The organism is Dermacoccus sp. UBA1591, from assembly GCF_002322065.1.
GTDB lineage: Bacteria > Actinomycetota > Actinomycetes > Actinomycetales > Dermatophilaceae > Dermacoccus > Dermacoccus nishinomiyaensis.
In genome coordinates, this window is record NZ_DCNR01000125.1 from 1 (window position 1) to 14295 (window position 14295).

Consider the following 14295-nt stretch of genomic DNA (forward strand, 5'->3'; position numbering starts at 1 on the left):
CCCTTCGAGGTGCCCTTCGACGACGCGTCCTTCGACGTGGTGTCGTTCTTCGTCGGCGCAGCTTCGCGGGTGTCGGTGCCGGAGGTCTCCTCGTCGGCCGCCGACGCGCTCTTCTCGGCATCGTCGGAAGACTCGTTCTCGGCCTGTGCCGCTACCTCCTCGTCGAATTCCGCGGACGAGTCGGTCGCGACGTCATCGAACTCGTGTTCGCCGTCGTGCTCCGCGCCGATGGCGTCGTCCTCGTAGACGTCGCCACCGTCGTGGTGGCCGGGCAGTTCGCCGAAGAGCGACTCGTCGTGCTCGTCGTCGTCATGGCGCAGTGCGCCACGCACAGATGCCTGTTCGACGCGGGCGCGCGGGCGGCGCGACTTGCGACGACGGGAGCCGCGCGCGGCCTTGCCGGACGCCTCGTCGACGTCTTCATGGCGCGACGTCTCGCTGTTCGTGTCGTCACTCTGCGCGCCGGCGTGCGAGTCGTCGTCGCTCGCGCCGGTCACGCCCCGAGCGTCGGCACCAGAACCCGCGGCACTCGTCGTCACCGCATCGCTCGTGACGGCTTCGCCGTCACGACCCGACGAATCACGTTCGCCCCCAGCGGTATTCACGGGCGCCTCACGCGACTCGTCGCCGGATTCGCTGAGTTCTTCGGGACGCGGGTGAGAGGGCAGCGGCGGGGGAGTCGTGCCCACGTCGATGCGCTCGGTGCGTTCGGTCGGTGCCATCGACGCCGGCAACTGGGTGGCCCGTGACGTCGCCGACGTCGTGCCCGCGCCGCCGCTCGAACGCTGCGACGACGAGCGGCCACGGCCGCGGCTGGCCTGACGTGCACGCATCGACGCGGTGAGGTCACCGGCGCCGGCGCGCGGGTCGGAGGGTGACAGGCGCGCACCGAGGTGCGGGTCCTGGGCCTCGGCGAGGCCACCTTCGGCCTCGACGTCGTAGACGGGCGCGTCACGGTGCGTGCGGGCGCCGCCCTTGCGGGCGGCGGCCTTCTGACGCTCCGGGGAATCCTCGTCGGCCGCGGCGATCTCGTCGCCGCCGAGCCAGCGGGCCTCGTCGTCGACGGTGCGCAGCGCGCGGTTGACCGGGTCGAACAGCCACGTCGCCTCGCGCTGACGGCCGCCTGCGGGGAAACGCACGATGACGGTCCAGTGCGTGTCGTCGTTCTTCCAGCTGTCCCACACGACGCGCTCGGCCTCGACGCCGCGTTCGGCGAGACGGCGGTCGGCGCGCTCGCGCAGCGTCGTCGTCTCACCGCGACCGAACAGTTGCACCCTCTGGGCAAGTTCGGAGACGTAGTCGCGCTCGGCGCGGATCGGGCCCTCGTAGCGCTGCACCTTCTCGAGCGACCAGCCGGCGCGCTCGGCGATCTCCTCGAGCGGCACGCCGCCGCGGATGAGGCCCTGCACGTCGCGCGGACGCAGCGGGTTCTCCTGCTTGGCCTGGCGGTCGGCGCTGGCCGGCTCACTACGATCGCGCCGGATCGTCGTGCGCAACTCGTCGGTGATGGCGAGGGTGAAGCGCCCGCCGTCACCGTCGGCGAGCAGGAGGTTCGCCCCGTCTTCCGCGACCCCCACCAAACGCAATTCCTGCACGACGAACTCCATCCGTAACCAGACCTTGGGCGTTACCCTGCCATGCTCCCACGAACGATTCCGGGAGGCCGCCCCGCCCGCGGTAGCGTGTCGCCTGCCATGGTGCTCACGCAAAGCCACTCGTTGCAGCTCGTCCTCGACCTCGTCGGCGTCTTCGTCTTCGCCCTGTCGGGCGGGCTCGTCGGGGTGCGCAAACGCCTCGACGTACTCGGCGTCATCGTCCTCGCCGGCATGTCAGGCCTCGGCGGTGGGGTGCTGCGCGACCTGCTCATCGGCCAGACGCCGCCCGTCGGCGTCAGCGACTGGCGCCTCATGGGCGTCTGCCTGCTCGCCGGCATCTGTGCGTTCGTCCTGCACCCCGAGGTGAGCCGCATCGCGCGCCTCGTGCGCATCCTCGACGCCGCGGGCCTGGCCCTGTTCTGCGTCGCCGGATCGATCAAGGCGCTGTCGTACGGGATGGGTGCGACGACGTCGATCTTCGTCGGCGTGCTGACGGCCGTCGGCGGCGGGCTCATGCGTGACGTCATCGTCGGCCAGGTCCCCGAGGTGCTGCGCCGCGAGTTGTACGCGGTGCCGGCGCTGCTCGGTTCGTCCCTCGTCGTCGTGGCCCACGAGAGCCACCACTACAGCGTGCCCGTACTGTGGTGCTGCGTCGTCATCGTCTTCGTGCTGCGCATCGTGGCCGTCATCCTCGACCTCAACGCGCCGCAGCCCCTTCGAACAGGAGATCGCCCATGACCGAAGCGAACGCCCTCGAGCCCTACGACGCGGTGCTGCTCGCCTCGTTCGGCGGCCCCGAGAAGGCCGACGAGATCATGCCGTTCCTGCGCCGCGTGACGGCCGGGCGCGGCATCCCCGACGAGCGGCTCGCCGACGTCGCGCACCACTACGAGATCATGGGTGGGCGCAGCCCCATCAACGATCAGAACCGTGCCCTCATCGCGGCGCTGCGCGCCGAGTTCGAGCGTCGCGGCATCACGACGCCGATCGTGTGGGGCAACCGCAACTCCGAACCGTTCCTCGCCGACACGCTGCGCGAGGCGTACGCCGGCGGCGCGCGCCGCGTCGTCACGCTGACGACGAGCGCCTACTCCTCCTACAGTTCGTGCCGTCAGTACCGCGAGGATCTCGCGGCGGCCTCGCACGAGCTGTCCGAGGACGGCAGCGTCCCCGAGGGCGCCTTGAGCATCGACAAGGTGCGTCAGTTCGCGACGCACCCGAGCTTCGCGCGCACCAACACGCGCCTCGTGACGGACGCCCTGCGTGAGTTCGCGGGCGTTCCCGACGAGCAGGTGCAGGTCGTGTTCGTCACCCACTCGATACCGCTCGCGATGGACGACACCTCCGGCCCCGGTGACGGCGACGGCAACCTGTACTGGCAGCAGCACGACGAGCTGGGCGCGGCGATCCTCTCGGAGGCCAACGCGACGCTGTCACGCGAGCTCGAAGGTGCGCTCGTGTACTGCTCGCGTTCGGGCCCGCCGTCGCAGCCGTGGCTCGAACCGGACATCAACGACCACCTCGAGAACCTCGCCGAGCGCGGTGTGACGCACGTCGTCGTCGCGCCGATCGGGTTCGTCTCCGACCACATGGAGGTCGCGTTCGACCTCGACACCGAGGCCGCCGAGACCGCCGAGCGCCTGGGGCTGACGATGCGTCGCGTGCCGACGGTCGGCGTCGACCCCGAGTTCGTCCACGGCCTCGTCGACCTGCTCGAGGAACGCGCCGCGGAGACACGCGGCGAATCGCCCGAGCACCCCGCGTGGCCCGGCGAGGCGCGACCCAGCGTCTGCGAACCCGGCTGCTGCCCCAACCTGCGTGCCGCGAAGCCCGCGCTGTGCGGCCGGGACTGACGCGGTGAGCGAACAGGCCGGCGGGCACGGCCTCGGCGCGCTGACGCACCTCGTGCCGGATGACGCGACGGTGCGCGTGTTGCGCGATCTCGCGTTCGACCTCGCGCGCGAGGCGGGCGAGCTCATCGTCGACGAACGCCCCGACGCGCTCGGCGTCGCCGACACGAAGTCGAGCGAGGTCGATGTTGTCACCGTCATGGACCGGCGCAGCGAAGAAGTGCTGCGCGCGCGCATCGCCGCGGCGCGCCCCGACGACGCCATCCTCGGTGAGGAGGACGGAGCGAGCGCCGGCACGTCCGGGCTGACGTGGGTCATCGACCCGATCGACGGCACCGTCAACTACCTCTACGGCCACCCGTTCTACGCCGTCTCCGTCGCCGTGTGCGTCGGCGACACCGCCCGCGAGGGCGCGTGGCTGCCGGTCGCGGGCGCCGTCGCGGTGCCGGAGCTGGATCGCACGTACGTTGCGGGCCACGGCCAGGGCGCCGAGGTCGTCGACCGGGCGGGACGGCGACGCCCGCTCGCCGTCAGCGGGTGCAAGCGGCTCGAGCTTGCCCTCGTCGGCACAGGGTTCGGCTACGAGGCCGACAAACGCCGCGAGCAGGGGCAGATGCTCGCATCGTTGCTGCCGCGGGTGCGTGACGTGCGTCGCGCCGGCGCGGCCGCCATCGACCTGTGCTTCGTCGCGGAGGGCATTCTCGACGCGTACTACGAGTCGGGGATCAACGCCTGGGATCAGGCCGCCGGCCAGGTCATCGCAACCGAGGCGGGCGCTCTCATGAGCGGCATGCCCGGGCTATTCGCGGGTAAGACCATGGCCGTCGCGTCGACCCCGAAGATTCACGAGGCGCTTCGCGGTTGCCTTTTCCCCGCGGCGCGTTAGTATGCGGGCACAAAATGGCTCAGCCGCGCGTTACAGCGGGGAATCAAGTGATGGGGGCGCTTCGCCCACCCTCACGCACGCAGCGAAGAAAGAACACTGATGGCAACTGATTACGATGCCCCCCGCAAGAACGACGACGACGTCAACGAGGATTCGATCGAGGAGCTGAAGTCCCGGCGCACCGACAAGTCGTCCGGCAGCGTCGACGTCGACGAGACCGAGCACGCCGAAGGCTTCGAGCTGCCGGGAGCCGACCTGTCCGGCGAAGAGCTGTCCGTTCGAGTCCTGCCGCGTCAGGCCGACGAGTTCACCTGCAGCAAGTGCTTCCTCGTCCACCACCGCAGCCAGCTCGCCGAGGAAGACGGCGGCCTGCCGGTCTGCAGCGACTGCGCCTGAGGATGAGTGCCGCCGAAGCCCTGCACGTCGAGGTGCTCCAGCTCGACGCCGGTCTCGATCCGCTCGCCTACGCCTACGACGGCGATGCGGGCGCCGACCTGCGTGCCCGCATCGGCCTGACGCTCGCGCCCGGCCACCGTGCGCTCGTCCCGACGGGCGTCGCGCTCGCACTGCCGCCTGGCTGGGCCGGTTTCGTGCACCCCCGCTCGGGGCTCGCGGCGCGCCACGGCATCACGGTGCTCAACGCACCGGGCGTCGTCGACTCGGGGTATCGCGGCGAGATCCAGGTCAACCTCATCAACACCGACGCGCGCGAGTCCTTCACGATCTCACGCGGCGATCGCATCGCCCAGCTCGTCATCCAGCGCGTCGAGCACGTGGTGTTCGAGCACGTGGAATCGCTGACGAGCACGCAACGCGGTGAATCCGGCCACGGCTCCAGCGGTGGTTTCGACACGGGGCGCGCGCCCCAGCGAGAGGGAAAGTGAACATGGCCGTTTTCGGACGACGCAAGAAGGGCGCCGACGCGGCGCAGGACGCTGCGACGAGCGAAGAGGTCGAACCGACCACGCCCGCTGACGACGCTTCCACGGACGTTGATGACCTCGACGCCGGCGACCTCGATGCCGACGCTGTCGACCTCGACGAGCCGAGCGCCGAGGACGACGAGGCTGCGCGCCGACGCCGTTCGAAGCTGCGTCCGCGGGAGGAGGTCGACCTGAGCGACGGCCCCTTCGACTCCGCCTCGGCCCCGACGCGCGATGAGATGGACTTCGGTTCGCTGCGCCTCGTGCCGACCGCGGACATCGAGTTGCGCCTCGACGTCGACGAGACGTCCCAGACCCTCACGGGCATGACGGCCGTCTTCGGCGAGGCCGGCACGTCTGCGGTGCAGCTGCAGGTGTTCGCCGCGCCCAAGACGACGGGCGTCTGGTACGGCATCCGGCGCGAGATCGCCGAGGCGATCGTCGCCGGCGGAGGCACGGCCGAGGAGGTCGACGGACCGCTCGGCACGGAACTGCACGTGCGGATGCCCAGCCAGGGACCCGACGGACGCACGACGTTCTCGCCGGCTCGTTTCGTCGGCGTCGACGGCCCGCGCTGGTTCCTGCGCGCCGTCCTCTCCGGTGACGCAGCCACTGACGACGAGGCCGCATCCCGCGCGATGGAGTTCGTCCGTACCGTCGTCGTGCACCGTGGTTCCGACCCGCGCGCCCCGCGCGAACTGCTCGAACTGACGTTGCCGCCCGAGCTCATGGCGCAGGCTCAGGCGAGCGCGCAGGAGCACGAGCAGCACACCGACGCCCCCACCGTCGGCCCCCTCGAGCGCGGCCCGGAGATCACGGAGACCCGCTGATGCGTCCGTGGCTCGCGCGCCGCGTCGCGCCCACCGGGTTGCGACGCCGCGTCGAGCGTCGGCGAGGCTCGCACCGCCTCGACTCGCCACCGGAACGCGAACCGGTGTCGATGCCGGGCCTCGCGCCGGTGCGCACACCGCGCGTCGTCGAGGGCGTCATCGCCTCCGTCGACGAGCGAGCCGCGGACGGTCACGTGCCCGCCGTCGTCGCCCAGGTCCGTGAGGCGGACGGCGACGAGGTCGCGCTCGTGTGGTTGGGGCGACGCCACATCGGCGGCATCGAGCCCGGTGTCGCCGTGCGGGCGCGCGGTCTTGCCGCGACGCACCGCACCCGGCCTGCCATCTTCAACCCCGCGTACGAACTGGTGCCGAGCCCACGCACCGAGGAGCAGCCGTGAACGCACCGAACACCGTCGAGGCCGTCATCCGCGAGCGGTTGTCAACCGCGATGGGCGGCTGGCGCGGTTCCTGTGAGGCCGCGCTGCCGACCGTCGCCTTCGTCATCGTGTGGACGGCGACGAAGAACCTCAACGCCGCGTTGCTGGCCGCCGGCGCCGTTCTCGTCCTCGCCGCGCTGCTGCGTCTCGTGCAGCGTCAGACGCTGAGGTTCGTGCTCATGGCGGCGTTGGCGACGGCCCTCGCGGCGTTCCTCGCGAAGCGCTCCGGGCACGCCTCCGACGTGTTCCTGCCTGGGCTCATCCAGGGCGCCGTCATGCTCGCGATCAGCGTGCTGTCGATCGCCGTGCGCTGGCCGCTCGTGGGCTTCATCGTCGCGGGCGGCGACCCGAACCTCAAGGACGACCCGACGGCATGGCAGCGCAGCCGCTCGATGGTGCGCGTCTGCACGCGCCTGACGTGGGTGTTCGCCGCGCTGTTCGCGATCCGTCTCGCCGTCATGGTGCCGCTGTACCTCGCCGACGACGTCACCGCGCTCGGCGTCTGCAAGATCGTGCTCGGTTGGCCGCTGTACCTCGCGGCGCTCGGGCTCATGGTGCTGCTGCTCGTCAAGGGTGAGACGCCGCTCGAGTCGCACGACCCGCTGCTGCACGACGACCCCGAGGGCCACGAGCGCCTTGAACACGCCGAGCACGTCGAAGACATCGCCCGTGAGGAGAACCTCGGGCGCGGGAGGAACATCCGGCCCGCCGAGGTCGACGAGGGTCGCTGACGAACGTCGCTGCCGCGAGCCCAGAGCGGCCTCAGGCCTGCGGGCCGGAGTGCACCGTCGAGATCTCCTCGGGGCGCCGGCCCGTCAGCGTCGCCGCGAGCTCGCGCTCGGCCGACGGGGTCGCGAGGAACAGCAGTTCGTCGAGGGCATGCAGGGTGTCGTGGGGGCTCGGTGCGATGGGCAGCTGGTCGCGGATGATGCCGACGAGCACGCAGTCGGCGGGCAGGTGCACCTCGTCGACGCGGCTGCCGACGAACGGCGCGTGAGCGGGCAGCGTCAGCTCGACCATCGTCGCCTTGCCCTGCTGGAACTCGAACAGACGCACGAGGTCACCGACGCTGACGGCCTCCTCGACGAGCGCCGTCATGAGCCGCGGCGTCGAGACGGCGACGTCGACGCCCCAGCCGTCGTCGAACATCCACTCGTTCTTCGGGTTGTTGACGCGTGCGACGGTGCGCGGCACGCCGAACTCGGTCTTGGCGAGCAGAGAGACGACGAGATTGACCTTGTCGTCACCGGTCGCGCAGACGACGACGTCGGCTGCCTCGAGCTGGGCCTCGTGCAGCGTCGTGACCTCGCACGCGTCGGCGAGCAGCCAGGTGGCCTCCGGAATGGACTGAACGCGGGACTCGCGAGCGTACTTGTCGATGAGTAGCACCTGGTGGTCGTTGAGCAGTAGTTCGCGGGCGATGGAACGCCCGACGCTGCCTGCTCCGACGAGGACGACGCGCATGCTGGGCCTTTCGGTTCGGATCGGACGGGCGGCGGGTCGACTCAGGGCCGGCGGGTCGTCGGGTTGGACGCTTCTGCATGTCCGGACGACGCGGTTCCTGACGACGCAGGGCGCACACCCGTGATGCTCGACGGCGGTGCCGCGAGCACGGCCTCGACACGCTCGACGTCGCGGGTGGCGAGGACGAGATGCACGGTGTCGCCGTCCTGATGCACGAGATCCTCGCGTGGCAACAGCGCCGTGCCGGTGCGCGCGACGTACGCGACGCGCGTGCCCGTCGCGGCTTCGAGGTCGCGGTAACGGGTGCCGATCCACGCGGCGTCCACGGGCATGTCGACGATGCTGACGCTGCCCGTACGGTCCTGGTGGACCGTGACGGCCTGCTGCGGTACGAGCCGCCGCATCACCTGGTCGGCGGCCCAGCGCACCGTCGCGACGGTGGGGATGCCGAGGCGCTCGTAGATCTCGGCGCGGCCCGGGTCGTAGATACGGGCGACGACGTGGTCGACGCCGTACGTCTCGCGCGCGACGCGTGCGGCGAGGATGTTCGAGTTGTCGCCGCTGGACACGGCGGCGAACGCATACGCCTGCTCGATGCCCGCGGCGACGAGGGTGTCGCGGTCGAAACCGATGCCGACGACACGCCTGCCCTCGAACGAGCTCGGCAGGCGACGGAACGCCGCCTCGTCGCGGTCGACGACGGCGACGGAGTGGCCGGCGTCCTGGAGGTTGCGCGCGAGGTAGGAGCCGACGCGACCGCAACCCATGATGACGTAGTGCACGCTTCGACCTTATCGAAGCCGTGTCCATCCGAGCCAAGCCCACCTTCGTTGCGTTTCGCGGCGACGACAGGAACCCTGGGGCGTATGGCAACCTCTCGCACCGCACCCGGGCGCCGCAGCGCGCAGAACCGTCGACGCACTCGCAAGGGCATTGCGATGGAGGGGCAGCGCCTCGAGCTCGACGTCGAGAACGTCGCGCACGGTGGTCAGTGCGTCGCGCGTCACAACGGGCGCGTCGTGTTCGTGCGGCACGCGCTGCCGGGGGAGCGCGTCGTCGCGCGCATCACGGACGGCACGAGCGAGTCCAAGTTCCTGCGCGCCGACGCCATCGAGATCCTCAGCGCCTCACCGGATCGGGTGACGCCGCCGTGCCCGTTCTCCGGGCCGGGCCTGTGTGGGGGCTGCGACTGGCAGCACGCGAGTCTCGACGCGCAGCGCCGCCTCAAGGCCGACGTCGTGCGCGAACAGCTCGCCCGCATCGCGAAGCTCGATGTCGACGCACGCTTCCCCGACTTCACCGTCGAGGCCCTGCCCGGTGACGGCCCGATAGCCGAGGGTCTGCGCTGGCGCACCCGCCTGGAACTCGCCGTCGACGGTGGCGTGGCCGGACTGCGTGAGCACCGCTCGCACCGCCTCGTCGAGATCGACGACTGCCTCATCGCTGATGCCGGGTTCACACCCGCCCTGCACGAACGCTTCGACGCCGGCGTCACCGGGTTCGACCTGGTGCGCCCGAGTGTCGGCGACGACATCATCGGCATCGAACTGCCTCAGCCGAAGGGTGAGATCACGCCGACCGTCCGCGAGGTCGTCGAATCGGCGCACGGCAGTGCGGAGTTCGACGTCAGTGCCCGCGGTTTCTGGCAGGTCCACCCGGGCGCCGCGGCGACGTTCCTCGACGCCGTCATCGACGAGACCGACCCGCAGCCGGGGGAGAGCGCCCTCGATCTGTACTGCGGTGTCGGCCTGTTCACGCGGGCGCTCGCCGACCTCGTCGGGCCTGACGGGCGCGTCGTCGGTGTCGAAGCCGACGCGGACGCAGTCGACCACGCGCGCACCAACATGGGCGGTGCGCGCCACGTCGACCTCGTCACCTCACCCGTGGAGAAGGCGCGCCTGCCGCTGGAGCGCGCCGACGTCGTCGTCCTCGACCCACCGCGCGCCGGTGCCGGACGCGATGTCGTCGCGACGATCGTCGGCCTCGCACCGCGCGTCGTCACGTACGTGGCGTGCGACCCGGCGGCACTCGCGCGCGACCTCGGCTACTTCGTGTCGCACGGGTACGAGCTGACGAACCTGCGCGGCTTCGACGCGTTCCCGATGACGCAGCACATCGAGTGCATCGCGACGCTGCGTCCGCGGGGTTGATCGTCAGCCGTTCTTCGGCGCGACGGCAGTGAGCAGGAACAGGCGCGACCAAGTGTGCGCACGGGCAGACAGGCGCGTCGGATCGGCCTACGATCGATCGTGAGAGCGGCGTCACGACGGGGCTGTCGAAGTTAGGCATGCCTTTGCTGAGGCCCGTTCCCGGCGTGTGATTTGATTATCTTGACGTCAAGATAAATGACGCGGGACGCGTGCCCGAGGGGTGCGTGCCCAGGCAACAGACGAAGGAGTCGGCGTGAGTCAGAGCACGGACAGCTTCGGAGCAAAGGGCAGCCTTGAGGTTGGCTCGAACAGCTACGAGATCTACCGCATCAACACGGTCGAGGGCAGCAAGAACCTCCCGTACAGCCTCAAGGTTCTCCTCGAGAACCTGCTGCGCACCGAGGACGGCGCGAACGTCACGAAGGAGCAGATCGCTGCTCTGGGCAACTGGGACGAGAACGCCGACCCCGACACCGAGATCCAGTTCACGCCGGCGCGCGTGATCATGCAGGACTTCACCGGTGTTCCCTGTGTCGTAGACCTCGCCACGATGCGTGAGGCCGTCGGCGACCTCGGCGGCGACCCGGCGAAGATCAACCCCCTCGCCCCGGCCGAGATGGTCATCGACCACTCCGTCATCATCGAGGACTTCGGCAACCCGCAGGCGTTCGAGAAGAACATCGAGATCGAGTACCAGCGCAACGAGGAGCGATACCAGTTCCTGCGCTGGGGCCAGACGGCGTTCAACGAGTTCGCGGTCGTCCCGCCGGACACGGGCATCGTCCACCAGATCAACATCGAGCGCCTCGCCCGCACCGTCATGGTGCGCGAGGGTAAGGCCTACCCCGACAGCTGCGTCGGCACCGACTCGCACACGACGATGGTCAACGGCCTCGGCGTGCTCGGCTGGGGCGTGGGCGGCATCGAGGCCGAGGCGGCCATGCTCGGCCAGCCAGTCTCCATGCTCATCCCGCGCGTCGTCGGCTTCAAGCTGACGGGCTCGACGAAGCCGGGCGTCACAGCCACGGACGTCGTCCTCACGATCACCGAGATGCTGCGCAAGCACGGCGTCGTCGGCAAGTTCGTCGAGTTCTACGGCGACGGTGTCGCCGAGGTTCCGCTCGCCAACCGCGCGACGATCGGCAACATGAGCCCCGAGTTCGGTTCGACGTGTGCGATCTTCCCGATCGACGACGTCACGCTCGACTACCTGCGCCTGACGGGCCGTGACGACGAGCAGGTGGCTCTCGTCGAGGCCTACGCCAAGGAGCAGGGCCTGTGGCACGACCCGAGCAACGAGCCCCGCTTCTCCGAGTACCTCGAGCTCGACCTCGGCGACGTCGTCCCGTCGATCGCCGGCCCGAAGCGCCCGCAGGACCGCATCATCCTGTCCGAGTCGAAGAAGACGTTCCGCGAGCAGCTGCCGAGCTACACCTCGGGTGTCGAGGGCAACGGCGTCGAGGGCACGACGTTCCCGGCCTCCGACCCGATGCAGCCGGGCAGCGACGAGCAGGCCGACAACTCCACGCCCGTCACGCCCGTCGAGGCCGCGGTGCCGTCGGCCGAGGGCCGTATCTCGAAGCCGGTCGAGGTGAAGATGAACGACGGTCGCTCGTTCACGCTCGACCACGGTCACGTGGCGATCGCCTCGATCACGTCGTGCACGAACACGTCGAACCCGTCGGTCATGATGGCCGCCGGTCTGCTCGCGAAGAAGGCCGCCGACAAGGGTCTGACGCGCAAGCCGTGGGTCAAGACGTCGATGGCGCCCGGCTCGAAGGTCGTCACCGCGTACTACGACGCCGCCGGTCTGTGGGAGAGCCTCGAGAAGGTCGGCTTCTACCTCGTCGGTTACGGCTGCGCGACCTGCATCGGTAACTCGGGTCCGCTCGAGCAGGAGATCTCGGACGCGATCAACGCGAACGACATCACCGCGACGGCCGTCCTGTCGGGTAACCGCAACTTCGAGGGCCGCATCAGCCCCGACGTCAAGATGAACTACCTCGCCTCCCCGCCGCTCGTCATCGCCTACGCGCTGGCCGGCACGATGGACTTCGACTTCGAGAACGACGCCATCGGCAAGGACGACGACGGCAACGATGTGTTCCTCAAGGACATCTGGCCGTCCGCCGAGGAGGTCGACGCCGCGATCAAGGGCGCGATCAAGAAGGACCTGTTCACGAAGGAGTACGCCGACGTCTTCGCCGGTGACGAGCGCTGGCAGAGCCTGCAGACGCCCGAGGGCAAGACCTTCGCGTGGGACGAGAAGTCGACGTACGTGCGCAAGCCGAACTACTTCGACGGCATGAAGATGGAGACGACGCCGGTCACCGACATCAAGGGCGCTCGCGTGCTCGCGAAGCTCGGCGACTCCGTCACGACCGACCACATCAGCCCGGCCGGCAACATCAAGGCCGACAGCCCGGCGGGCAAGTACCTCGCCGAGCGTGGCGTCGAGCGCAAGGACTTCAACTCCTACGGCTCGCGTCGCGGCAACCACGAGGTCATGGTGCGCGGTACGTTCGCGAACATCCGTCTGAAGAACCAGCTCCTCGACGGCGTCGAGGGCGGCTTCACGCGCAACTTCCTCAACGGTGGTGAGCAGACGACGATCTTCGAAGCGTCCGAGGCCTACCAGGAGGCCGGCGTTCCGCTCGTCGTCCTCGGTGGCAAGGAGTACGGCTCGGGTAGCTCGCGCGACTGGGCTGCCAAGGGCACGCGTCTGCTCGGCGTCAAGGCCGTCATCGCCGAGTCGTTCGAGCGCATCCACCGCTCGAACCTCATCGGCATGGGCGTGCTGCCGCTGCAGTTCCCGGCCGGCAAGACCGCGGACGACCTGGGCCTCGACGGCACCGAGACGTTCGAGATCACCGGCATCGAGGCGCTCAACGAGGGCACGACGCCGAAGACGGTCAAGGTCGTCGCGTCGAAGGACGGCGGCGAGCCGATCGAGTTCGACGCGGTCGTTCGCATCGACACCCCCGGTGAGGCCGACTACTACCGCAATGACGGCATCCTGCAGTACGTGCTACGCAACCTGGTGAAGAACGCCGCCTGAGCGATCTGACCCACCTGCACGAGCGACGCGGCCCGGTTCCCCTTCGGGGAGCCGGGCCGCGTCGTCGTGTCGAGCAACTTCCTGCTTCTGGCGCGGTAACGTCGTCCATGCTAAATTGCTAGCAAGATAACAAGGAGGGGTGATGGTCGAGAATCGTCCGAAAAAGGCACAGTTCAACGTCTACCTACCTGCGGACCTAGTTCGAGAGATCAAGCACCGCAGCATCGACGAGGGGCTGAGCCTGTCCGCCTTCGTCGAGCACGTCATGAGCGACTACCTCGAGGAGAAGCGATGAAAGAGCAGGGCACGCAGCGCGTGGCGGTGAGGCAGATCGTGTTCACCGGCGATGCCGAGCGATGGAGTGACCTGGCGCGGGCCTTGGGAGGCGACCCGGTCGTGACCTCGCCCGAGTACGCCGAGTTCGAGATGTCGGGCGGTGGGTTGCTGGGCGTGCATGCCGCCTCCGACGAGGCGCCGACCGGCTCCTGCGCGTTGCAGGTCGTCGTCGCCGATCTCGATGCCGCGCGCGGCGCCCTGGCCGCGGTGGGGGTTGGCGGAACGATGGTGACGGAGGACTTCGGCCGCGTGCTCGACGTGCACCGCGGCCCTGCGGGGCCGGACGTCGCCGTCGTCGAAGGACGGGTGCCGACGGGGCCGCGACGACCGGGTGCGCTCATGGTGACGCCGCTGTCGTTGGTCGGCGAGATTGACACGACCGTCACGGCGTTCGAGGCGTTGGGTCTCCACCCGGTCCTGCGCAGTGACGCGGGCACCTTCGTCGAGATGGTCGCGGCGGGCGGCGGCGAGGTGCTCGTCCACGAGGGGGAGGGCGGTGCCGCACTGTCGTTCCAGATCGACGCGCTCGACGATCTCGAGCGCCTGTGTCGCGAGGCCGGGGTGGAAGTCGAGATCGTCGACGAGACCTATGGGCGCACCGCGCTCATCAGCGCCCCCGACGGGCCTCGCGTCTGGGTGAACGAACGCCAGCGCGACTTCTACGGCTACGAACGACTCGCCGACGCTGCGTCCGTCTGAGGCCGCGGGCCCCTCGGCGGCGCGGGAGGTTGAGGTGATTCGCGCTCCATGGAGCGCGAATCACCTC

15 protein-coding genes are annotated in these 14295 nt (G+C 69.7%); 12 read left to right on the plus strand and 3 right to left on the minus strand.

Features of this window, described 5'->3' with window-relative positions; genetic code table 11:
- On the minus strand, window positions 1–1607 hold a 1607-nt coding region (sepH, locus tag B2284_RS14145; RefSeq protein WP_286697672.1), incomplete at its 3' end, for a septation protein SepH.
- An 87-nt stretch (window positions 1608–1694) separates the two neighbouring features.
- Between sepH and B2284_RS14150 the strand changes: the two genes are divergently transcribed.
- The 8 genes from B2284_RS14150 (at window position 1695) to B2284_RS14185 (ending at window position 7252) form a co-directional block, all read left to right on the plus strand.
- Window positions 1695–2333: a trimeric intracellular cation channel family protein gene (locus tag B2284_RS14150; RefSeq protein WP_038567845.1), complete on the plus strand. Its 639-nt coding sequence runs from the start codon at window positions 1695–1697 to the stop codon at window positions 2331–2333.
- Window positions 2330–3448: a ferrochelatase gene (locus tag B2284_RS14155; protein WP_038567846.1), complete on the plus strand. Its 1119-nt coding sequence runs from the start codon at window positions 2330–2332 to the stop codon at window positions 3446–3448. Before B2284_RS14150 ends, B2284_RS14155 begins: the two co-directional genes overlap by 4 nt.
- A 4-nt stretch (window positions 3449–3452) precedes the next feature.
- Entirely contained in the window at window positions 3453–4331 is an 879-nt protein-coding gene (locus B2284_RS14160) for an inositol monophosphatase family protein (protein WP_286697673.1), read from the plus strand.
- 99 nt (window positions 4332–4430) lie between these two features.
- Complete coding sequence (locus B2284_RS14165) at window positions 4431–4727, plus strand: DUF4193 domain-containing protein (RefSeq protein WP_006945221.1); 297 nt, start codon at window positions 4431–4433, stop codon at window positions 4725–4727.
- A 2-nt stretch (window positions 4728–4729) separates the two neighbouring features.
- A complete protein-coding gene (dut, locus tag B2284_RS14170; RefSeq protein ID WP_144693952.1) occupies window positions 4730–5215 on the plus strand; it encodes a dUTP diphosphatase in 486 nt (161 codons plus the stop codon).
- Between the two features lie 2 nt (window positions 5216–5217).
- Window positions 5218–6084 (plus strand): DUF3710 domain-containing protein, encoded by an 867-nt coding sequence (locus B2284_RS14175; RefSeq protein WP_074045423.1) that lies wholly within the window; start codon window positions 5218–5220, stop codon window positions 6082–6084.
- Window positions 6084–6482 (plus strand): single stranded DNA-binding domain-containing protein, encoded by a 399-nt coding sequence (locus B2284_RS14180; RefSeq protein ID WP_074045422.1) that lies wholly within the window; start codon window positions 6084–6086, stop codon window positions 6480–6482. Before B2284_RS14175 ends, B2284_RS14180 begins: the two co-directional genes overlap by 1 nt.
- Entirely contained in the window at window positions 6479–7252 is a 774-nt protein-coding gene (locus tag B2284_RS14185; protein WP_286697674.1) for a DUF3159 domain-containing protein, read from the plus strand. The genes B2284_RS14180 and B2284_RS14185 overlap by 4 nt, the downstream gene beginning before the upstream one ends.
- A 31-nt stretch (window positions 7253–7283) precedes the next feature.
- Here the strand turns inward: B2284_RS14185 and B2284_RS14190 are convergent, their stop codons facing one another.
- Complete coding sequence (locus B2284_RS14190) at window positions 7284–7985, minus strand: potassium channel family protein (protein ID WP_062255865.1); 702 nt, start codon at window positions 7983–7985, stop codon at window positions 7284–7286.
- Between the two features lie 41 nt (window positions 7986–8026).
- Window positions 8027–8767, minus strand: coding sequence for a potassium channel family protein (locus B2284_RS14195; protein WP_006945206.1), 741 nt, complete (start codon window positions 8765–8767; stop codon window positions 8027–8029).
- Window positions 8768–8851: 84 nt separating this feature from the next.
- Between B2284_RS14195 and B2284_RS14200 the strand changes: the two genes are divergently transcribed.
- The 4 genes from B2284_RS14200 (at window position 8852) to B2284_RS14215 (ending at window position 14228) form a co-directional block, all read left to right on the plus strand.
- Window positions 8852–10135 carry a class I SAM-dependent RNA methyltransferase gene (locus B2284_RS14200; protein WP_286697675.1) on the plus strand — a complete coding sequence of 428 codons (1284 nt, stop codon included), beginning with the start codon at window positions 8852–8854 and terminating at the stop codon, window positions 10133–10135.
- A gap of 253 nt (window positions 10136–10388) precedes the next feature.
- Entirely contained in the window at window positions 10389–13193 is a 2805-nt protein-coding gene (acnA, locus tag B2284_RS14205; protein WP_115296308.1) for an aconitate hydratase AcnA, read from the plus strand.
- Window positions 13194–13335: 142 nt separating this feature from the next.
- Window positions 13336–13488 carry a ribbon-helix-helix domain-containing protein gene (locus tag B2284_RS14210; protein WP_062255911.1) on the plus strand — a complete coding sequence of 51 codons (153 nt, stop codon included), beginning with the start codon at window positions 13336–13338 and terminating at the stop codon, window positions 13486–13488.
- Complete coding sequence (locus B2284_RS14215) at window positions 13485–14228, plus strand: VOC family protein (protein WP_062255861.1); 744 nt, start codon at window positions 13485–13487, stop codon at window positions 14226–14228. The genes B2284_RS14210 and B2284_RS14215 overlap by 4 nt, the downstream gene beginning before the upstream one ends.
- Window positions 14229–14295: the final 67 nt, after the last annotated feature.